We start from the raw sequence: 19,632 nt of genomic DNA, 5'->3' as shown, positions 1-19,632 counted from the left end.
CGCGCGCCCCTTACCGGTCAGAAGCCCCCTGGAATGTTGAAATCCCTTCCATTCTGGGCTATTTGGTGGCCGGATCAGCCCGTACTGAAGCCCACCGTGAGATAACGCTTCTCGTCCGGGGACCAGGAGTCGGCCGCGCCCAGGATCTCGTCGCCGAAGAAGAGACGGCCGCCTCCGAAGACGATCTGCGCGTGGTCCAGGGTGAAGCTGGTCTCCGCGTCCCTGATGTCCTTGTCGGCCGGATTCGACATCAGGAGCGTCTGCTTGAAGGTTCCGCCGTCGACCGAGACGACCTGGCCGCCCTTGTCGTACGGGGGCACCTTGTAGACGATGAGGTTTCCGCCGTCCATCCGGACCGGGACCGAGCGGAAGCCGTCGCCGGCGGGCGCGTTGTCGCTGGTCGACTTACCCGTGGCCAGGTCGAAGGAGAGGATCTCGTTCGTCCGGTCGTGCTCCTCGGTGGGCAGGTAGAGGCGGTTGTTGCCGACGACGATGTTGTGGCACACCTCGACCTCGGTGGAGGAGCACCGGCCGCCGTACTTGGCGCCCGAGGCCGGGATCCTGGCGAGCAGCGTGCCGGTGTCGGAGAGGGAGAAGTAGTCGGAGATGCCGCTGCCGTCGCCCGCGGTGTCGCCGACGTCGGCCGCGACGACCAGCGGCTTGGTGGAGACGATGTGCGCGTACTGGACACCGCGCGGCAGGGCGTACGAGAACGCCGCCTTTCCGGTGACCGGATCGACGCGCTGGACCGTCAGCTGCGGGCTGTCGATGTCGCCGCAGGTGCGTACGGCGACGAGGGCCTCGCCTCCCGCGTAGCCCTTGTCCGAGCAGTTCTCGGAGTTGGCGCTCGGCTTCCAGCGCAGGGCGCCGGTCTTCAGATCCCAGGCCCCCGAGGCCTCGATGCCTCCGGTGGCCACGACGCCGGGGCCGACGGTGACCTCGTCGAACTCGGCGGCCTTGGTGGGCCGGTCGGGGGCGTCGATCTGCTTGCGCCACAGGAGCTTGCCCGCGTTGAGGTCGAGCGCGGCCACCTGTGAGCAGCCGTAGTACTTCGTCTTCTCGGTCGGGGTGGCGGGCTGGAAGGTGATCGCCGTGATGCCGTCCGGGGAGACGTGGTTCGATGCGGCACAGAGCGGGCCCGGCAGTTTGACGGTCCAGGTGGGGCTGCCGGAGGCGAGGTCGTAGGCGACGACCTGGTTGACGCCGGACTGCACGAACGCCTTGTCGGTGAGCCAGGTGCCGTTGACCCCGGTGACGAGGGCGGGCTTGGCGGCGGGCACCTGGAGGAGCACCTTGCCCGCGGTGGAGGCGGGGACCTTCTCGGTGCCGTTGCCGCCGAGGCCCTTGTTGCCGCCGGTGCCGCCGGAGCCGCCCTTGCTGCCGCCGGTGTCGCCCTGGGACTGGTTGTCCTTGTTGCCCTTGCTGTCGTCCTGGGCGGACATGTACCAGAGGCCGCCGCCGATGATCAGGGCGACGGCTACGACCGCCGCGATGATGATGCGGGTCTGGTTCTTGTTGCCGCCGCTGCCGCCGGGGGGCGGGGTGACGGGCTGGGTGTGTTGGGGGAAGTCGTAGCCCTGCTGCGGTGGGGTCGGGTAGCCGTAGCCCGGCTGCTGTTGTTGCGGCGGGTAGCCGTAGCCGGGCTGGGGCTGCTGCTGGGGCTGTCCGTACGGCTGCTGCGGCTGCTGTTGCGGCTGGGCGTACGGCTGTTGGGGCTGGGCGTACGGCTGCTGCGGGGGTGCCGGCGGCTGTCCGTACGGCTGCTGCGGCGGCTGGCCGTACGGGGCCTGCGGCTGCTGCGGGGGCTGGCCCGGCGGCTGCTGCTGGGGCTGCTGCGGCTGGCCGTACGGCTGCTGGGGCGCGCCGAAGCCGCCCTGCGGGGGCTGGTTCGGCGGCTGCTGCGGTGGCGGTGGCGGCTGGGTCATCGCGGGTCTGCCTTCGGTGCCTGGGAGTTCAGTGGGCGGGGTGCCGTCACTTGCCGTACGCCAGCATGATCTTGGAGGTCTCGTCGTCCTTGCCGTCGACGCGGGTCGACATGATGATCGACCGTCCGTCGATGTACTCGACCTTCCGGGAGAAGAAGCCGTTCTCGATCGAGGCCGTCGTCTCGGGGTGCTGGAGCAGCACCGTCGCCGCGCCGCCCGACGGGCCGATGCTGGTGATCGCGCCGGCCTTGTCGTAACTCGGCTCGAGGTAGGCGATCAGGTTGGCGCCCTCGGTCCGCAGCGGGATCGCGGTGCGGGCGGTGCCGGCCGGCGAACGCCACTTGGCCTTGCCGGTGTTGAGGTCGATCGCGACGATCTCGTTCTGACGGCCGTCACTCGTGGAGGCCGGGGTGGTCGGCAGGTAGAGCGTGTTGGCGTCCGAGGCCACTCCGGTGCAGCTCTGCATCTCGCCCTCGAAGATCGACAGGCCGCAGCTGGGCTGGAAGGTGTCCTTGAGGTGGAGCTCCGAGCGGAAGGCGCCGTTCGGCTTCAGGGAGAGGATGTTCCAGGTCTTCTTCTTGGAGTTGGTGACGTAGAGGACGGGCGGGGAGGTCGAGTAGACCTTCTTCACCGCCCAGCCGCTGGGGAGCTTGTACGTCCAGTTCGCCTTGCCCGTCTGCGGGTTGAGCTCCTGGATCTGCGCCCCGGTCTCGTTGCCGCCCGACGAGCAGGTCTCGGCGGCGAGCATCTTGGCGCCGCCCGCGAAGCCCGACGGCTGGCAGGTGCCGGCCATGCGGCCGAAGAGCTTGTGGCCGTCGGTGACCGAGAAGGCGCTGGAGCCGCCCATGCGGGTCACGCCCACGGTGTTGCCGGAGATGGAGAGATAGAGCTCGGTCTTGATGTCGAAGGCGTTCTCCGACGGGACCTTGACCTTCCAGCCGAGCTTTCCTGTGGTGAGGTCGACCTGCTGGAGCTGGTCGCAGTCGCTCTTGTCGGTGTTGCCGTTCTTGACGCCGACGACGATCTTTCCGTCCGCGGTGGACTGCTGGGGTGCGCCGCAGATCTCGGTGTCGAGGGTGAGCGACCACTTCTGGGCGCCGTCGGCGACCCCGTACCCGGTGATGTTCTTGTACATGGCCTTGGCGACGGTGTCGCCGGTGAACCACATGCCGTTCTGGTCGGCGCCGTTGCGCGGCAGGTCGACCTTGTTGGTCTGCGACCAGAGGACCTTGGCCTCGCCGTCCTTGCGGCCCGCGTTGAGGTCGTCGCCGCCGTTGCGGTCGCCCGTGCCGTCGGTGCTGCTCGAACTGGAGCCGCCGGTGGGCTTCTTGCTGTCGGTCGCGACGGGCTTCTTGTCGTCCTTGTCGCCGCTGCTGACGGCGAAATAGACGCCGCCGCCGATGACGAGGAGGCCGGCCACGGCGGCCGCGATGATGACACCGGGCTTGCCCTTGAAGAACCCGCCACCGCCGCCGCCCTGGCCGGGCTGGGGCGGCACAGGGGCGCCGGGGAACTGCTGCTGCCCATAGGGAGACTGGGGCGCGCCGTAGGGGCCGGGCTGCTGCTGCGGGAACTGGCCGGGCTGCTGCTGGGGCTGCTGGGCGTACGGGTTCGGGGCCGGCGGCGGCGCCTGCTGGGGGTAGCCGTAACCCGGCTGCGGGGGCGGCGGGTTCTGCGGATAGCCGTACCCGGGCTGCGGCTGCGGAGCCTGCGGCGGCGCGGCGGGCGGCGGCGGCATCTGCGGCGCCTGGGCGGGCGGGGGCGGCGGCGCGGGCTGGGACTGCGGCTGCGGCATCCCCAGCCGGGGGTCCTGCGGTGCGCCGAATCCGCCCTGCGGCGGCTGCTGTCCGGGCGGCTGAGTCATCGCCAGATACCTCTTCACGCGGGGGTCCGCTGCCCGACCGGCCTCCCCCGCAATTCCGGCAGCGGTCAACAACCGCCGGAAAGGAGCGAATCGGGCATGGATCCCGCATCTATACGTCAGTCGAGCGGGAGCTCTTTCTATCACTTGCGCACCAATGCAGGCGGGCCGGTCACTCCCCTGTGGCCAAGGGAGGACCGGCCCGTGATGCCGTCGTTACGTGCCCTACTGGGCGTCCTCGGCCAGCTCCAGCCAGCGCATCTCCAACTCGTCGCGCTGGGTGATGAGTTCACGCAGCTCGGCGTCGAGCTTGGCGACCTTCTCGAAGTCGGTGGCGTTGTCGGCGATCTGCGCGTGCAGCGAGGTCTCGCGGTCGGACATCTTGCTGAGCTGACGCTCGATCTTCTGCAGCTCCTTCTTGGCGGCGCGGGCCGCCTCGGAGGAGACCTTCGGCGCGGCGGGGGCGGCCGAGGCGGCGGGCGCCGAGGGCACGAACGCGTCGAGCACCCGCTGCCTGCGCTCCAGGTACTCGTCGATCCCGCGCGGCAGCATCCGCAGCGTGGCGTCACCGAGCAGCGCGAACACCTTGTCGGTGGTGCGCTCGATGAAGAACCGGTCGTGGGAGATCACGATCATCGACCCCGGCCAGCCATCGAGGAGGTCCTCGAGCTGGGTGAGGGTCTCGATGTCGAGGTCGTTGGTGGGCTCGTCGAGGAAGAGGACGTTCGGCTCGTCCATGAGGAGGCGCAGGATCTGCAGCCGGCGGCGCTCACCGCCGGACAGGTCGCCGACGGGGGTCCACTGCTTCTCCTTGGAGAAACCGAACTGCTCGCAGAGCTGGCCCGCGGTCATCTCGCGGCCCTTGCCCAGGTCGACCCGGTCGCGTACCTGCTGAACGGCTTCCAGCACCCGGAGCGTGGGCGGCAGTTCGCCGACCTCCTGCGAGAGGTAGGCGAGCTTGACGGTCTTGCCGACGATGACCTTGCCGGCGACGGGCTGGACCTCGCCCTGGGTGCGGGCGGCTTCGGCGAGCGCGCGCAGCAGGGACGTCTTGCCCGCGCCGTTCACGCCGACGAGGCCGATGCGGTCGCCGGGGCCGAGGTGCCAGGTGAGGTGCTTGAGGAGGACCTTGGGGCCGGCCTGGACGGTGACGTCCTCGAGGTCGAAGACCGTCTTGCCGAGGCGGGCGTTGGCGAACTTCATCAGCTCGGAGGTGTCGCGGGGCGGCGGCACGTCGGCGATGAGCTCGTTGGCGGCCTCGATGCGGTACCGCGGCTTGGAGGTACGGGCGGGGGCGCCGCGGCGCAGCCAGGCGAGCTCCTTGCGCATCAGGTTCTGGCGCTTGGACTCCTCGGTGGCGGCGATGCGCTCGCGCTCGGCGCGGGCGAAGACGTAGTCGCTGTACCCGCCCTCGTACTCGTGCACGGAACCGCGCTGGACGTCCCACATGCGGGTGCAGACCTGGTCGAGGAACCAGCGGTCGTGGGTGACGCAGACGAGTGCGGAGCGGCGCGACTGGAGGTGCTTGGCCAGCCAGGAGATGCCCTCGACGTCGAGGTGGTTGGTCGGCTCGTCGAGCACGATCAGGTCGGGCTCGGCGATGAGGAGCTTCGCGAGCGCGATACGGCGGCGCTCGCCGCCGGAGAGCGGTGCGATGACGGTGTCGAGGCCCTGGCCGAAGCCGGGGAGGTCGAGGCCGCCGAAGAGCCCGGTGAGGACGTCGCGGATCTTGGCGTTGCCCGCCCACTCGTGGTCGGCCATGTCGCCGATGACCTCGTGGCGGATGGTTGCGTTCGGGTCGAGGGAGTCGTGCTGGGTGAGGACACCGAGCTGCAGGCCGCCGACCTGGGTGACGCGGCCGCCGTCCGGCTCCTCGAGCTGGGCGAGCATCCGGATCAGCGTCGTCTTGCCGTCACCGTTGCGGCCCACGACCCCGATCCGGTCCCCCTCGGAGACGCCGAGCGAGACACCGTCGAGCAGGGCACGGGTCCCGTAGACCTTGCTGACGGCCTCGACATTGACGAGGTTGACGGCCATTGACGCTCCAGAGAAGGGGGATCGATCGATCTCCCAGCGTACGGGGCTGGGGGGCGGGGTTTTCTCCCGCGCTCCGCGCGGGGCCCTCCGTCCGCTCCGCGGACCCCGGCCTTGCGCGCTCCGCGCTTCTCTCTGCGGCGCTCCGCGCCGGCCCGTCTCCCACCCGCGCACCGCCCGTGCATGCCTGACAGGATCCCCCCGACTCCTGCCGTGGACGGCCGCCCACCGTCGGCGGCTGCAACTCGCAGGTCAGATGACCCGCGCCCCCACCACCGGCCCCGTAGCCACCCGCGCCGTCCGGCACGTCCCCGAAGCGACCAGCGCCGCCGCGACCTTCTCAGCCGCCCCCGCGTCCGCCACCAGGAACGCCGTCGTCGGGCCCGAGCCCGAGACCAGGCCCGCCAGGGCTCCCGCCGAGACGCCCGCCTCCAGCGTCTCCGTCAGGGACGGGCGCAGGGAGAGGGCGGCCGGCTGGAGGTCGTTGGAGCGTACGAGCGAGGCCGCCAGTGCCTCCGCGTCGCCCGTCCGCAGCGCCTCCAGGAGCAGCGGTGACGCCTCCGGCGTCGGAGCCTCGGGGGTCAGGCGGTCGAATTCGCGGAAGACCGCCGGGGTGGAGAGGCCGCCGTCGGCCGTCGCGAACACCCAGTGGAAGCCGGTGCCGCCCACCTCAAGCTCCGTCAGCTTCTCGCCGCGGCCCAGCCCCAGCGCCGCGCCGCCGACCAGCGAGAACGGCACGTCGCTGCCCAACTCGGCGCAGATGTCGAGGAGTTCCGTACGCGAGGAACCGACCGACCACAGCGCGTCGCACGCCAGCAGTGCCGCCGCCCCGTCCGCGCTGCCGCCCGCCATGCCGCCCGCGACCGGGATGTCCTTGGCGATGTGGATGTGGACGGCGGGGTCGATGCCGTGCCGCGAGGCCAGCGCCTGGGCCGCCCGTGCGGCCAGGTTCGTGGTGTCGAGGGGGACCTGGTCGGCGTACGGGCCGGAGCAGGTCAGATAAAAGCGGTCGGACGGCGTGACCGTGACCTCGTCGTACAGCGACACCGCGAGGAAGACGTTCGCCAGGTCGTGGAAGCCGTCGGGGCGGGCCGCGCCCACCGCCAGCTGGACGTTGACCTTGGCGGGGACCCGTACCGTCACACCACCGCTCACGCCTTGGCCTCCGCGATGCGCGCGAACTCCTCCACGGTCAGCGATTCGCCGCGCGCCTGCGGCGACACACCCGCGGCGACCAGCGCCTCCTCCGCCGCCGCGGCCGAGCCCGCCCAGCCCGCGAGGGCGGCGCGCATCGTCTTGCGGCGCTGTGCGAAGGCGGCGTCGACGACGGCGAAGACCTCGGCCCGGGTGGCGGTGGTGGCGACGGGCTCCGCCCGCCGTACGAGCGAGACGAGGCCCGAGTCGACGTTCGGGGCGGGCCAGAAGACCTTGCGGCCGATGGCTCCGGCGCGCTTCACGTCCGCGTACCAGTTCGCCTTGACCGAGGGGACGCCGTAGACCTTGTTGCCGGGCTCGGCCGCCAGCCGGTCGGCGACCTCGGACTGGACCATCACCAGGGTGCGCTCGATGGAGGGGAAGCGCTCCAGCATGGTCAGGAGCACCGGAACGGCCACGTTGTACGGAAGGTTCGCGACCAGCGCCGTGGGCGGCGGTCCCGGGAGCTCCTTGACGAGCATCGCGTCGGAGTGGACCAGCCTGAACCGGTCCTTCTTGGCCGGGAGCCGCGCCTCGATCGTCGCCGGGAGCGCGGACGCCAGCACGTCGTCGATCTCGACCGCGACCACACTGTCCGCCGCTTCCAGCAGGGCGAGGGTCAGCGAGCCCAGGCCGGGCCCCACCTCCACCACCACGTCGTCGGGGCGCACCCCGGCCGTCCGTACGATCCTGCGGACCGTGTTGGCGTCGATGACGAAGTTCTGACCGCGCTGCTTGGTCGGGCGTACGCCAAGCGCCGCCGCCAGTTCGCGGATGTCTGCGGGGCCGAGGAGGGCGTCGGGCTCAGTGGTGCTCACCCGTAGAGCCTACGGCGGTCACCGGCGCCCCCGCACCCATCGGCCCCGGCCCCGGCGGCCCTCATCCGTACAGCCGCCTGCCGCAGTGCGGCCACGGGCTCGACCCCCGCTGCACGTAGAGCTTCTTCGCCCGGTACGTCTGCTCCTCGGCGGGGGCGTCCTGGGCGACGCCGCTGCCGCCGAGCGAGCGCCAGGTCTGGCCGTCGAACTGGTAGAGGCCGCCGTAGTTCCCCGTCGCGTCCACCGCGCCCGGGCGCCCGCCCGACTCGCAGTGCGCCAGACCGCTCCAGTTGAGGCCGCCGGTGCCGGAGACCGAGGCGGGCAGGGGCTTGGTGCCGACCTTCACGATCTGCGTCTCGGGTTCGCGCACCACCTCCTCGGCGATCTTCTTCGGCTTCTGCTTGACGCCGTTGACGGTGCGGAGCGCGTACGTGACCTTGCGCATGCCCTCCTTGCCCTGCTTGGCGACGACCTCCGTACCGGCGAAGACCGAGGCGTCCTTGGACTTCTCGGTGGCGAAGGCGATGGGCTCCTCGCGGACCTCCTTCGTGCCCGTGATCCGCATGACGGTGACCGTCTGGCCGTCGCGCGGGAAGCCGTCGGCGGGGACCGAGGTGGTGTCCTGGCCGTGCAGGGTGATCCCGGCCTCGTCGAGGGCCTCGCGGACGGTCGCCGCGTTCGTACGGATGGTGCGCTCGCGGCCGTCGGCCATGAACGTGACGCTGCGCTCGGTCCGTACGTCCAGCGAGAGCCCGTGCCGGGCGATCGCGGAGGAGCGCGAGGTGGAGAGGTACGCGCCCTCCGCGCGCACCCCGAGCTGGCGCAGCGCCCCGTCGACGGTGCGCGCGGTCGTCCAGACCTGGCGGCGCTCCCCGTCGAGGGTCAGGGCGACGGGGCGGCCGTGGCTGACGGAGATCTCGTCGCCGCTGGCCAGGGCGGTGCCGGGGGCGGGGACGATCTGGTCGTGCTCGCCCATGGGGACGCCCTCGTCGGCGAGGAGCTCCTGGACGTCGTCGGCGAAGGTGTGGAGGGTCCGGGAGGTGCCGTCGACGTCGATCCGTACGGCCTTGTCGTTGGCGACGAAGGCGGAGGTGCCGCCCGCGAGGAACGCCACGACGAGGGCCTGCGGGACGAGGCGGCGCAGGGTGTCGGGGCGGCGGGAGGGGGCTTCCGTGCGCTCACGCCGGGGCTCGCGCCCCTGCTCCGGGTCCCGCTCGCCCTTGCGCCGGCGCGCGGCCCGGCGCGCCTCGGCCCGGCCGCCGGGGCCTACCTCTCCCTCGGCGGGAGGTGCCGCCTGGCGGGCCGCCGAGGTGGGGTTCTGGCGGGGGAGGCGGGGCTCGCGCAGCTCGTACGCGGGCGCGTAGGTGTCCGGTGCGTACGCGTCGGCGTACTCCGGGGACGGCGGCGGGGCGTACGGAGCCTCGTAAGGCTGCACGGTCTGCGGCGCGGTCCTGCTCGCCGCGCGGCGGCTGCCGCGTTCTGCACGGTGACTGCCCTGCGCACTGCTCACGACGCTCACTCGCTTCAGAAGTCCGGTCCGGGTGGTCGGGCCGGGACACTAGCGGAGCGTCGCTCACTCTCCAAAGCCGGGCGGTTACACCGTGTCGCGGTCCAGGCCGAAGGCGCGGGCCGTGTTGGCCGCGATCGCCGTGCACAGAGCCTCTTCGCCGATGCCGCGGACCTCCGCCATGGCACGCACCGTGACCGGAATGAGATACGGGGCATTAGGCCGACCGCGGTACGGGGCGGGGGTGAGGAAGGGTGCGTCGGTCTCGACGAGGACGAGTTCCAGCGGGGCGACGGCGAGGGCGTCGCGCAGCGGCTGGGCGTTCTTGAAGGTGACGTTTCCGGCGAAGGACATGAAGTAGCCCTGGGCGGCGCAGATTTCGGCCATGGCGGCGTCGCCGGAGTAGCAGTGGAAGACGGTCCGTTCGGGGGCGCCTTCCTCGGCGAGGATCCTTAGCACATCGGCGTGGGCCTCGCGGTCATGGATGACCAGGGCCTTCTCCCGGCGCTTGGCGATCTCGATGTGCGCGCGGAAGGAGCGCTCCTGGGCGGCGATGCCGTCCTCTCCCGTACGGAAGTAGTCGAGGCCGGTCTCGCCGACGGCCCGTACGTGCGGGAGGCCGGCGAGCCGGTCGATCTCGGCCAGCGCCTCGTCGAGGGCGCTGGTCCCGCCAGGGGTTCGGGCCCCCTGGCGGGACCAGCCGTCGGGGTCGCCGAGCACGATGCGCGGCGCTTCATTGGGGTGCAGGGCGACGGCGGCATGCACGTTCTCGTGCGCCTCGGCGGTCTCGGCCGCCCACCGGGAGCCCTTGATGTCGCAGCCCACTTGAACGACGGTCGTGACACCGACCGATGCGGCTTTCGCGAGGGCTTCCTCGACGGTGCCGTCCTGCATGTCCAGGTGGGTGTGCGAGTCCGCGACCGCGACCTTCAGGGGCTCGGGCAGCGGCGGGATGGCGTCCTTGGGGCTCATGACCTCAAGGCTAGCCAGCTGCGATCACTTGCGGTGGAAGGGGTGGAGGAGGTCCGAGAGGTGCCAGTGGTGGTGGGGTTCGGGGGCGGTTTCCTCGGTGGCGGTGGCGGACGTCTCGTCGGTGACCGGCTCGGCGAGCTTGGAGGTCTTCTTCTGCGGGTGCATGAGGCCCTGCACGGTCGAGACCTGACCGGACCGCATGATCCTCACGACATGGCCGCCGCAGTTGATGCAGCTCGGGGTGGACAGCGGTGAGGGGACGCGTTCGCCCCCGGCTTTGTACATGACGAACGCATGGCCCGAGGCGTCCACGTGGTGCTCTATCTCGTACGCCTGCTCCCAGCCATATCCACACCGCATGCACGCGAAGGCGTACGCCTCGTGCACCGTGGTTTCAACGATCTCGCTCATGCCCACTCCTCTTGTCCGTCGGACAAGCCGTTCGGAGACGAATGCGCCTCCTCAACCAGTGGACGCCCGCGGCGGCCGATGCGCATCAGGGGCTGCCGAGTATTGATCGGCTCTTGGCCCAGTCATGGAAAAGGCCCCGGTCAAGACCGGGGCGCCTTTGCCATCCACGCGCGTTCTTTGCCTTATTTAGATGTGCTTCGGGCGGCATTCTTTGCGGCGACAACCGCATCGAAAACATCCCTTTTGGGTAGCCCGGCCTCGGCGGCGACCGCGGCGATGGCCTCCTTGCGCCGCTCCCCCGCCTCCTCGCGCACCTGCACCCTGCGCACCAGCTCGTCGGGGTCGAGGTCGGAGGGCCCGCTCTCCGGGGCGCCCTCCACGACGACGGTGATCTCGCCGCGTACGCCGTCGACGGCCCACTCGGCGAGGTCCTTCAGCGGCCCGCGCTTGACCTCTTCGTACGTCTTGGTCAGCTCACGGCAGACGGCGGCCCTGCGCTCGTCGCCGAAGGCCTCGGCCATGGCGGCGAGGGTGTCGGCGATACGGTGCGGGGCCTCGAAGTAGACGAGCGTACGACGGTCGTCGGCGACCTCCTTCAGCCGCCCGAGCCGCTCGCCGGCCTTCCGCGGCAGGAACCCCTCGAAGCAGAAGCGGTCGACGGGCAGCCCGGAGAGGGCGAGCGCGGTGAGAACGGCGGAAGGACCGGGTACGGCGGTGACCCGGATGTCCTTCTCGACGCACGCGGCGACGAGCCGGTACCCGGGGTCGGAGACGGAGGGCATGCCCGCGTCGGTCACGAGCAGCACGCGCTTGCCGCTTTCCAGTGCCTCGACGAGCTCCGGCGTACGGGCGGACTCATTGCCCTCGAAGTACGAGACGACCCGCCCCGAGGTGTGCACCCCCAGCGCCCGGGTCAGCCCGCGCAGCCGCCGGGTGTCCTCCGCGGCGATCACGTCGGCGCGCTCCAGCTCCGCGGAGAGCCGGGGCGGCGCGTCGGCGATGTCGCCGATGGGGGTCCCCGCGAGGACGAGCGTTCCAGTTCCAGTGTCCGATCCAGTCACAATCCCCATACTCCCAGCCCCTGACACGGGACTCGCACAGATGCGTTCCCTACGATGGCGCGGTGACGAGTACAGCGCCCAAAGCCCTGCAGGGCCAAGACGCCGGGGAACAGCCGCCCACATGGGGGCAGCGGCTGCGACGGTTCGGATACATGCCGCCGTCGAGAATCTCCCTGCGCGACCGGCTGGTGCCGCCGTACACCAAGCCCAGTCCTCAGCTGTGGCGGGTGCTCGGCTTCTCGCCGGAGCTCGCGGACCGGCTGGTGCGGTGGTCGGCGTGGGGCGGCCCGCTGCTGGTCACGCTCGTCGCGGGGCTGATGCGCTTCTGGCGGCTCGGCAGCCCGGACGCGGTGATATTCGACGAGACGTACTACGCCAAGGACGCCTGGGCGCTGATGCACCAGGGGTACGAGGGGGCGTGGCCGGCGAAGATCGACCCCCAGATCCTGGCCAACCCCGATGCGGTCCCCGTACCGCACGATCCCGGCTATGTGGTGCACCCGCCGGTCGGCAAGTGGGTCATCGGAATCGGCGAACAGCTCTTCGGCTTCACGCCGTTCGGCTGGCGGTTCATGACGGCGGTGCTCGGCACGCTCGCGGTGCTGATGATCTGCCGCATCGGCCGCCGCTTGCTGCGCTCGACGTTCCTGGGCTGCCTGGCCGGCCTGCTCCTGGCGGTCGACGGCCTCGAATTCGTGATGAGCCGCACAGCGCTGCTCGACCTGATGGTCATGTTCTTCACGGTGGCGGCCTTCGGGGCGCTGCTGATCGACCGGGACAAGACGCGGGCGCGTTTCGCGGCCGCGCTCCCGGAGGACGAGGACGGCGTACTGCGCCCGGACGCGGACATCGCGGAGACGCTGCGGCTGGGCTGGCGACCGTGGCGGCTCACGGCCGGGGTGATGCTGGGCCTGGCGTGCGCGACGAAGTGGAACGGGCTCTACATCCTGGCGGCGTTCGCGCTGATGTCGGTGCTGTGGGACGCGGGTGCGCGGCGGACGGCGGGGGCGGTGTCGCCGTACCGCGCGGTGTGGCGGCGCGATGTGATCCCGGCGTTCGTGTCGACGATCCCGGTGGCGTTCGTGACGTACATCGCGTCGTGGTCGGGCTGGTTCGCGAGCGACCACAAAACCGGCGGCTACTTCCGCGGCTGGGCGGACAACCGCCAGAGCCTCTCCCCCGACCACATCAAACTGCCGCTGTTCGGCACGATCGACCTGCCGCAGTTCGGCACGGACTGGATCCCGGCAACCGTACGGAGCTTCTGGCACTACGAGTCCGAGGTCTACAGCTTCCACGTCAACCTCACCGAGGGCCACCAGTACCAGTCGAACCCCTGGAGCTGGATGGTCCTGGGCCGCCCGGTCTCGTACTTCTACGAATCGCCGAGGGCGGGGGTCGACGGCTGCCCGGCCAACACGACGGGCAACTGCGCCCGCGAGGTCCTGGCGATCGGCACCCCCCTGCTGTGGTGGGCGGGCTGCTTCGCGCTGCTGTACGTCCTGTGGCGCTGGCTGTTCCGCCGCGACTGGCGGGCGGGCGCGATCGCGTGCGGGATCGCGGCGGGCTACCTGCCGTGGTTCATGTACCAGCAGCGCACGATCTTCCTCTTCTACGCGGTGGTGTTCGTCCCCTTCATCTGCCTGGCACTGGCGATGATGATCGGCGCGATCCTCGGCCCACCGGGGTCGAGCGAGAGGCGCCGGGCGATCGGGGCGATCGGCTCGGGCGTGCTGGTGCTGCTGATCATCTGGAACTTCATCTACTTCTGGCCGATCTTCACAGGCGAGGCGATTCCGCTGGACTCGTGGAACAACAGGATGTGGTTGAACACGTGGGTCTAGCGGGCGGCTGAGTAGCTGTACTCATGCGTGGTGTTTGCCCCAACGGCAGGCTGTCGGGGCAAACACCGAAGACGTCGTCACCCGCGGACGAGACGGAGTTGGGCATGAGGCCAGGGGGCAGACCGTCGACCGGCGAGCAGGCCGGGGTCAGCGCGGCGCTCTTCGTCCTCGACCTGATGGTCATCGCGGTGCTGTGGTACCGGTGGGGGATAACAGCCTGGGCCGACGGTACCGACCCGGACAATCCCCCGAGCGCGCCCGCGGAAGCATTGCGGGGTGCGTGGATCCTGGCCGGCGGCGCGGTGGTCACGGGCGGTGGACTGCTCGCTCGGCGGTGGCGCATTCCGGGTGTCATGCAACTGATGGTCCTGGGAGGGACAGCAGCGCTCTTCGCCTCCGCGCATTGAGGCGCTGCGGCCGAACTCGGACGGCTGCCGGACTCCTGGCCCAACTGGCATCGCCCCAGGCCATGTTCACTCTCTTGTCGGCCCCTGGCGATAATTGACCGATGACCACCGTCGAACGCCCCGTACCGCCGCTGAACGCCGACGAGCGCACCACGCTGGAAAGCTGGCTCGACTTCCACCGGACCACGCTGGCCATGAAGTGCGCGGACCTGGATGACGAGCAGGCGGCCGTCGCGTCCGTGCCGCCGTCCGCCTTCACGTTGACCGGCCTCGTCCAGCACATGGCGGAGGTGGAGCGGAACTGGTTCCGACGCGTGTTCGCCGGAGAACAGGTACCGCCCATCTTCGACCCGCAGGCCGACCCGGACGGTGTGGACGGCGGCTTCGAGGTGGCTGCGGGCGCCACCTTGGGCGACGCCCTCGCCACCTGGCACGCGGAGATCGCCCGCGCTCGCGAGCTCTGCGCCGACCGGACTCTGGCCGACACCGGTCGTTTCATGGGGCAGGACGTCAGCCTGCGCTGGATCTACGTCCACATGATCGAGGAGTACGCCCGCCACAACGGCCACGCCGATCTGGTGCGGGAACGTATCGATGGCGCCACCGGCTTGTAGCTGTACGACGGGTGAGGTCAGCGCCCGGCCGGCTCCCACCACACCAGGTTGGCGGCTGCCTGGGCCACCGGCTCGATGAGCTCCCACCCCTCGGCGATCAGGCCCTCGTCGATCCTCCAGATGTCTACGACCGCGATCTCCGGCCCAGCATCGGGGAGTTGTCGCCGCGAGTGCATCACGACGTGATCACCGTCGGCCAGCAGGTGGTGGACCTCGACCCGCATACCGGCGAGCGGGGTGAGTGCTGCCTTTACGGCGGCGAGCCATTCCCCTTTGGTCGAGGACGTCGAGTCCGGCCGGTGATGGACGAAGTCGTCGCTCAGCAGGGGTGCGAGCGTGTCGGTGCCGCCCGTCTCGATCAGTTCCACGAGTGCCCGTTGAACGATGCTCTTGTTGTCTTCTGTGGTCATGGAAGCAGTGTTTCTGCGGCCGTAGCGGTTGTCGATGAAGTCGGATTTCATGGCGCTCGACTCCGCGATGAGTACGCTCGATGGCCATGCACACGGTGGGGGAACTGCTGCGGCAGTGGCGGCATCGCCGACGGCTCAGCCAACTCGATCTCGCGAATGCGGCCGACGTCTCGGCTCGCCACGTCAGCCTGGTCGAGACGGGCAAGTCCCGCCCGAGCGCCGACATGGTCCTGCGGCTCGCGGCCCAGCTCGATGTGCCATTGCGGGATCGCAACCATCTGCTGCTCGCGGCCGGCTTCGCACCCCAGTACGCCGAGCGACCACTCGGCGACGGTGCGTTGTCGGCGGCCCGGGACGCGGTCGAGAGGGTGCTGCGTGCGCATGAGCCGTACCCGGCTCTGGCCTTCGACCGCCGGTGGAACATCGTGATGACCAACCGCGCGGTCGAGCCGTTCTTCACGGGCGTCGATCCCGAGCTGCTGAAGCCGCCGATGAACCTGGTGCGGCTGGGGCTGGACCCGCGTGGGTTCGCCCCTCTGGTCGTCAACTTCGCCGACGTACGCAGGGTGTTCCGTTCCCGCATCAGACGTCAGCTCGCCGTCGCTCCCGACGCCGAGCTCACCGCGCTCTACGAGGAACTGCTCGGTCCCGACTCAGAGGACGCGTCGGGCCCATCGGTCGAATCCGATGTCCTGATCCCGATGATCCTTCGCTTCGACGGACAGGAGCTGCGGCTGTTCTCGACCATCACCACGTTCGGTACTCCCATGGACATCACGCTGGCCGAGGTCGCGATCGAGTCGTACTACCCGGCGGACGCGGAGAGCGCCGCCTACTTCGGAAGGCCCGACGGTGGAATGCCTGGTCAGGGGCTTCTAGGATCTGCCGCATGGCAACACGACTCGTACAGATCAACATGAAGGCCCATGACGACTCCGCGCTCGGTCGCTTCTGGGCGGAGGCGCTCGGCTGGGGTCTCGACAGCGAGGGGCCCGGCGTGACGAACCTCGAACCGGTCGGCTTCTCCTACCCCGACCCCACAGCAGTCGTCATCGACCTCATTGCCCGCCCCGAACCCAAGACCGTGAAGAACCGGGTCCACCTCGACCTGGCCACCACCTCGGCCGCCCATCAGGCGGAGCTGGTCGCGCGCCTGAAGGATCTCGGCGCGACGCTCGCCGACGTGGGCCAGGGCGACGTCCCCTGGACGGTCATGGCCGACCCCGAGGGCAATGAGTTCTGCGTACTGGAGCCCCGCCCGATCTACGAGGGCACCGGGCCGATCGCCGCGGTGGTCGTCGACTGCGCCGATCCGCGGGAGATGGCCCGGTTCTGGGGCGAGGCGATGGACTGGACGGTGCACGAGGTCACCGACGACCACGCGTCGATGCGGTCTGCCCAAGGCGTCGGCCCCTACCTGGAGTTCGTCCGCACCCCCGACCCCAAGAGCGGATGGAACCGCGTCCACCTGGACGTCCGCCCCTACGCCGGTGACGACCCGGCGGCGGAGGAGGCCCGGCTGCGCGCCCTGGGCGCCACCGACCCCGGCATCGACCAGTCCTCGATCCACTGGAGGATCCTGAGCGACCCGGAAGGCAACGAGTTCTGCCTCCTCACCCCGAGCTGACCGTGCGCCCGTTCGGAGGGAGCTGGTGCGTCGTTGCCTTCAGTCGCCCGACACGCCCCAGAAGGCGATCGAGCGGGTCACGCCATCAGCTTCCTTCAACGGCCTGCACCACGCCGACCACCTCGGCATCCCCCACAGCTCCTCGGAGCGCGGTTGCCGTGCGGCGTAGCGCTCTTCGGCTCGTTCGAAATCCGCACGGGTCGGCTCCGCGGTTCCGAAGAGCTCGACGGCTTCCTCGTCCGACAGCGGGCGCACGGAGTGGTAGTCGTCCTTGGCGTCCGCGTCGATGATCTCCCACACGTCGATGATCGTGTGGGTGCCTGCGCTCCCGAACACTTCGTCTTCCCACAGGTCATCGAGGTCGTCGGCGGACGTGAACGGCCGGTCTGCGGGACGGAGAGCGTCCCAGTAGGTTCCGTGGACGAAGACTCTTTCGAACTCGCGTTGTCGCACGGTGGCCAGGGCCGCCGCGACGTCCCCCTCATACGTTTCGATGTACTGCCACGACGACGCACCCACCTGGACCCCTGCCCTTCTCCGACCTGCTTCCTGCGGCCGAAACCTACCTGTCGGCACTGACAGTGCGGCGGGCAGCGTCCGCCGGGCTCTTGATGTCTGCGAGGTTGCGGAAGATGATCCCGTGATGAGGCGCGAGGTGCAGCAGCAGTTCGTTCACGGTCTGTCCGCAGCCGCCCGTGAACCCGCTCCGGCCGCACTCACACTGGCAGTTGGTGTCGTGTTGATGCTGGTGGGCGTCGCTGTGGCGGCTGACTTCCGTGGCCTGCCGCGGAGGCAGCACGAGTGGCTCCTGCGCGTCGGCAACCGAGCAACTGGCCCCTCCAAGCGGCGGTCCAGCACCTCGTTCACGTATCAGCGCATCCTCGGGGCCTTCCTGGCGCTTGCGGGGTGCGTGAGCGTCCTGGTGTCGGTCGTGCGGCTGCTGCGCGGCCGGTGAAGGGCAGCAACCTCTGTCACTCCGGGCTCCCCGCAAGCACAAGAGGTTCGTCCAGCTCCACACGCCCGCCCGCCGCACGCAGCGCCGCCTCGACCCGGCGGTTGCTGGTCATGCTCGCTGTCACGGCGGTCATGGTGAGGAGCAGGCCGGCGGCCGCGTAGATCGGGGTGCGGACGTCGTACGCGGTGGCCAGCCAGCCTCCGACGAACGCGCCGAACGGGGCTGCGCACATCGACAGCATCCGCGAGGTGGAGGCGACCCGGCCCATCAAGTGTGCCGGGACGACCGTCTGTCGGAGGGATGGGCCGAGCACCATCGTGGCGCCCATGCCCGCCCCGCAGACGGCTAGGGCGAGCCCCGCGGCGTACGCGTTCGGGGCAGCCGCGAGGCCCAGGATCGCGAGCCCCTCGACCGCGGCCGTGCAGGTCAGCGCGGTGCCGGTGCCGAGGCGTCGGCCGAGGAAGGAGGCGATGCCCGCGCCGAGCAGGCCGCCGGTGGCCTCCGCCGTGAGGAGCAGGCCGAAGCCGAAGGTGCCGATGCCGAGGCGGTCGTGCGCGAAGAGGGCGAGCACGGTCTCCACGGCGAGGAACGCGACGTTCCCGACGGCCGGACGGAGTGCGAGCCCGAGCAGCAGCCGGTCCTTGAAGACGTACGACGCCCCTGCCCGCGCCTGGCGCAGCAGCGACTCGCGGGCCTCCGGTGCGGGCCGGGGCGCGGCCGGCAGCGACCGTACGAGCGCCGCGGAGAGCGCGAACGACACCGCGTCGGCGAGCAGCGGAACCGAGCGCCCGAGCGCGAGCAGCGCACTGCCCGCGGGCGGTCCGGCGAAGCCGGATGCGGCGGTCTGGGCGCCGCGCAGGCGGGAGTTGGCGCGCTCCAGGAGTGCGGAGTCGCGGCCGAGCAGGTCCGGGAGGTAGGCCGTGGCGGCCGTGTCGAAGAAGAGTCCGCCGAGGCCGAGCAGGAAGGCGACGGCTGCGAGCAGCGGAATGCTCAGCACGTCGAGCCAGGCCGCCGCTGCCGGTATCGCGAGCAGCACCGCACGCGCCGCGTCCGCGACCCACATCGTGCGCCGCCGGTCCCAGCGGTCCACGAGCGCGCCGCCGAGCACTCCGAAGAGCAGCCACGGCAGCGTTCCTGCGGCGGTGACGACGGCGAGCACCATCGGGTCCCGCGTCAGAGCGAGCGCGAGCAGCGGGAGCGCGGCGTGCGTCACCCCGTCGCCGAGCGAGGACACCGTCTGCGCGGTCCACAGCCGTCCGAATCCGGTCGGCAACTTCCGTCTGTCTGTGGTCACTTGGCGTCCCCCTCGGTCTGGTCGTTCGGATTCAGTGCGGGCCGGAACAGTGCGAAGGCGAGCGACACGTCCGGCAGCGCCGGATCGGACAGCTCCCGGTACTCGTCGGCCAGCGCGTGCAGCCGCTCCCCCAGCTCCGCGAACTGCTCCTCGGTGAGCCGCAGATGCGCCATCCGTACGTGCCGCTCCCCGTCCGCCGGCGACGCCTCCAGGTCCGCCACGGCGTGCCGCATCAGCAGGTCCGGCTGCCCCGGCCCGTTGTCCGGCAGCTCGATCGAGCGTGCGGCCATCGCGTAGTACCGCTCGGTGACGCCCCGCACCTTCCGCGTCCGCACGACCTTCACCAGGCCGGCCCGCTCCAGCAGCCGTACGTGGTAGCTGGAACTCCCCTTCGCGAGACCGATCCGCGCGGCGATCTGCGTGATCGTCGCCGGTTCGAAGCGGAGGACGCCCATGATCCGGTGGCGCGTGAGGTTGGAGACGGCGCGGAGCTGCTCGTCGGTGGTGACGCGAAAGGTCTCGGGAAGATCTTCGTCGGCAGGCATGCGCCCAATGGTCAACGATTCTTGACCATTGGGCAAGGGGATTCCGGAAAGTTGCCGAACGGCAGTCCTACGCGGCCCGTGCCGCGACCCGGTCGAGCTTCGCGATCTGGGCCTCTACGACGGTCATGGGGACGGGGATCGGACACCCCCCCT

19 protein-coding genes are annotated in these 19,632 nt (G+C 70.5%); 6 read left to right on the top strand and 13 right to left on the bottom strand.

The window, feature by feature from the left end; all coding sequences use genetic code 11:
• Positions 1-74: 74 nt before the first annotated feature.
• From OG707_RS23800 to rsmI, 9 genes are all read right to left on the bottom strand, one after another.
• Entirely contained in the window at positions 75-1,925 is a 1,851-nt protein-coding gene (locus OG707_RS23800) for an outer membrane protein assembly factor BamB family protein (protein ID WP_329121537.1), read from the bottom strand.
• 46 nt (positions 1,926-1,971) lie between these two features.
• Positions 1,972-3,789 carry an outer membrane protein assembly factor BamB family protein gene (locus OG707_RS23795; protein ID WP_329121535.1) on the bottom strand — a complete coding sequence of 606 codons (1,818 nt, stop codon included), beginning with the start codon at positions 3,787-3,789 and terminating at the stop codon, positions 1,972-1,974.
• A gap of 222 nt (positions 3,790-4,011) precedes the next feature.
• Positions 4,012-5,823 carry an ABC-F family ATP-binding cassette domain-containing protein gene (locus OG707_RS23790; protein ID WP_329121533.1) on the bottom strand — a complete coding sequence of 604 codons (1,812 nt, stop codon included), beginning with the start codon at positions 5,821-5,823 and terminating at the stop codon, positions 4,012-4,014.
• A 249-nt stretch (positions 5,824-6,072) separates the two neighbouring features.
• Complete coding sequence (locus tag OG707_RS23785; protein WP_329121531.1) at positions 6,073-6,975, bottom strand: 4-(cytidine 5'-diphospho)-2-C-methyl-D-erythritol kinase; 903 nt, start codon at positions 6,973-6,975, stop codon at positions 6,073-6,075.
• A complete protein-coding gene (gene rsmA, locus OG707_RS23780) occupies positions 6,972-7,832 on the bottom strand; it encodes a 16S rRNA (adenine(1518)-N(6)/adenine(1519)-N(6))-dimethyltransferase RsmA (protein WP_329121529.1) in 861 nt (286 codons plus the stop codon). The genes OG707_RS23785 and rsmA overlap by 4 nt, the downstream gene beginning before the upstream one ends.
• A gap of 61 nt (positions 7,833-7,893) precedes the next feature.
• Positions 7,894-9,267 (bottom strand): ubiquitin-like domain-containing protein, encoded by a 1,374-nt coding sequence (locus OG707_RS23775; RefSeq protein ID WP_443071494.1) that lies wholly within the window; start codon positions 9,265-9,267, stop codon positions 7,894-7,896.
• A gap of 159 nt (positions 9,268-9,426) precedes the next feature.
• Positions 9,427-10,311, bottom strand: a complete 885-nt coding sequence (locus OG707_RS23770) for a TatD family hydrolase (RefSeq protein WP_329121525.1) — start codon at positions 10,309-10,311, stop codon at positions 9,427-9,429.
• A 24-nt stretch (positions 10,312-10,335) separates the two neighbouring features.
• The gene (locus tag OG707_RS23765) at positions 10,336-10,722 is read right to left on the bottom strand and encodes a hypothetical protein (RefSeq protein WP_329121524.1); all 387 of its coding nucleotides are present in this window, start codon (positions 10,720-10,722) and stop codon (positions 10,336-10,338) included.
• Positions 10,723-10,904: 182 nt separating this feature from the next.
• On the bottom strand, positions 10,905-11,792 hold the full coding sequence (gene rsmI, locus OG707_RS23760) for a 16S rRNA (cytidine(1402)-2'-O)-methyltransferase (RefSeq protein WP_329121522.1): 888 nt from the start codon (positions 11,790-11,792) through the stop codon (positions 10,905-10,907).
• Between the two features lie 53 nt (positions 11,793-11,845).
• Between rsmI and OG707_RS23755 the strand changes: the two genes are divergently transcribed.
• The 3 genes from OG707_RS23755 (at position 11,846) to OG707_RS23745 (ending at position 14,648) form a co-directional block, all read left to right on the top strand.
• Entirely contained in the window at positions 11,846-13,627 is a 1,782-nt protein-coding gene (locus tag OG707_RS23755; RefSeq protein WP_329121520.1) for a dolichyl-phosphate-mannose--protein mannosyltransferase, read from the top strand.
• Positions 13,628-13,731: 104 nt separating this feature from the next.
• Positions 13,732-14,034, top strand: coding sequence for a DUF6234 family protein (locus OG707_RS23750; RefSeq protein ID WP_329121518.1), 303 nt, complete (start codon positions 13,732-13,734; stop codon positions 14,032-14,034).
• Between the two features lie 101 nt (positions 14,035-14,135).
• Positions 14,136-14,648: a DinB family protein gene (locus tag OG707_RS23745; protein WP_329121515.1), complete on the top strand. Its 513-nt coding sequence runs from the start codon at positions 14,136-14,138 to the stop codon at positions 14,646-14,648.
• A 17-nt stretch (positions 14,649-14,665) separates the two neighbouring features.
• On the opposite strand, the gene OG707_RS23740 is transcribed toward OG707_RS23745, so the two are convergent.
• Positions 14,666-15,058 (bottom strand): nuclear transport factor 2 family protein, encoded by a 393-nt coding sequence (locus tag OG707_RS23740; protein WP_329121513.1) that lies wholly within the window; start codon positions 15,056-15,058, stop codon positions 14,666-14,668.
• An 86-nt stretch (positions 15,059-15,144) separates the two neighbouring features.
• Here OG707_RS23740 and OG707_RS23735 point away from each other — a divergent pair, with 86 nt between their 5' ends.
• Positions 15,145-15,978 (top strand): helix-turn-helix domain-containing protein, encoded by an 834-nt coding sequence (locus OG707_RS23735; RefSeq protein ID WP_329121511.1) that lies wholly within the window; start codon positions 15,145-15,147, stop codon positions 15,976-15,978.
• On the top strand, positions 15,948-16,685 hold the full coding sequence (locus OG707_RS23730; protein ID WP_329121509.1) for a VOC family protein: 738 nt from the start codon (positions 15,948-15,950) through the stop codon (positions 16,683-16,685). Before OG707_RS23735 ends, OG707_RS23730 begins: the two co-directional genes overlap by 31 nt.
• Positions 16,686-16,724: 39 nt before the next feature.
• Here the strand turns inward: OG707_RS23730 and OG707_RS23725 are convergent, their stop codons facing one another.
• The gene (locus tag OG707_RS23725) at positions 16,725-17,204 is read right to left on the bottom strand and encodes a hypothetical protein (protein ID WP_329121507.1); all 480 of its coding nucleotides are present in this window, start codon (positions 17,202-17,204) and stop codon (positions 16,725-16,727) included.
• Between the two features lie 124 nt (positions 17,205-17,328).
• Here OG707_RS23725 and OG707_RS23720 point away from each other — a divergent pair, with 124 nt between their 5' ends.
• On the top strand, positions 17,329-17,640 hold the full coding sequence (locus tag OG707_RS23720; protein WP_329121505.1) for a hypothetical protein: 312 nt from the start codon (positions 17,329-17,331) through the stop codon (positions 17,638-17,640).
• Positions 17,641-17,656: 16 nt separating this feature from the next.
• On the opposite strand, the gene OG707_RS23715 is transcribed toward OG707_RS23720, so the two are convergent.
• A complete protein-coding gene (locus OG707_RS23715; protein WP_329121503.1) occupies positions 17,657-18,934 on the bottom strand; it encodes an MFS transporter in 1,278 nt (425 codons plus the stop codon).
• Complete coding sequence (locus OG707_RS23710; protein ID WP_329121501.1) at positions 18,931-19,479, bottom strand: ArsR/SmtB family transcription factor; 549 nt, start codon at positions 19,477-19,479, stop codon at positions 18,931-18,933. Before OG707_RS23710 ends, OG707_RS23715 begins: the two co-directional genes overlap by 4 nt.
• Between the last annotated feature and the right edge of the window lie 153 nt (positions 19,480-19,632).

The sequence above is a fragment of the Streptomyces sp. NBC_01465 genome (assembly GCF_036227325.1).
Classification (GTDB): domain Bacteria; phylum Actinomycetota; class Actinomycetes; order Streptomycetales; family Streptomycetaceae; genus Streptomyces.
Note: the sequence above shows the minus strand (reverse complement) of the source record. Positions and strands in the feature narration are given on the sequence as shown.

Excerpts from the sequence above, each read along its gene's own strand:
- OG707_RS23800 (WP_329121537.1), bottom strand. The coding sequence starts at position 1,925 with ATGACCCAGCCGCCACCGCCACCGCAGCAGCCGCCGAACCAGCCCCCG.
- OG707_RS23795 (WP_329121535.1), bottom strand. The coding sequence starts at position 3,789 with ATGACTCAGCCGCCCGGACAGCAGCCGCCGCAGGGCGGATTCGGCGCA.
- OG707_RS23790 (WP_329121533.1), bottom strand. The coding sequence starts at position 5,823 with ATGGCCGTCAACCTCGTCAATGTCGAGGCCGTCAGCAAGGTCTACGGG.
- OG707_RS23770 (WP_329121525.1), bottom strand. The coding sequence starts at position 10,311 with ATGAGCCCCAAGGACGCCATCCCGCCGCTGCCCGAGCCCCTGAAGGTC.
- OG707_RS23765 (WP_329121524.1), bottom strand. The coding sequence starts at position 10,722 with ATGAGCGAGATCGTTGAAACCACGGTGCACGAGGCGTACGCCTTCGCG.
- rsmI (WP_329121522.1), bottom strand. The coding sequence starts at position 11,792 with ATGGGGATTGTGACTGGATCGGACACTGGAACTGGAACGCTCGTCCTC.
- OG707_RS23750 (WP_329121518.1), top strand. The coding sequence starts at position 13,732 with ATGAGGCCAGGGGGCAGACCGTCGACCGGCGAGCAGGCCGGGGTCAGC.
- OG707_RS23745 (WP_329121515.1), top strand. The coding sequence starts at position 14,136 with ATGACCACCGTCGAACGCCCCGTACCGCCGCTGAACGCCGACGAGCGC.
- OG707_RS23740 (WP_329121513.1), bottom strand. The coding sequence starts at position 15,058 with ATGACCACAGAAGACAACAAGAGCATCGTTCAACGGGCACTCGTGGAA.
- OG707_RS23735 (WP_329121511.1), top strand. The coding sequence starts at position 15,145 with ATGCACACGGTGGGGGAACTGCTGCGGCAGTGGCGGCATCGCCGACGG.
- OG707_RS23730 (WP_329121509.1), top strand. The coding sequence starts at position 15,948 with ATGGCAACACGACTCGTACAGATCAACATGAAGGCCCATGACGACTCC.
- OG707_RS23720 (WP_329121505.1), top strand. The coding sequence starts at position 17,329 with ATGAGGCGCGAGGTGCAGCAGCAGTTCGTTCACGGTCTGTCCGCAGCC.
- OG707_RS23710 (WP_329121501.1), bottom strand. The coding sequence starts at position 19,479 with ATGCCTGCCGACGAAGATCTTCCCGAGACCTTTCGCGTCACCACCGAC.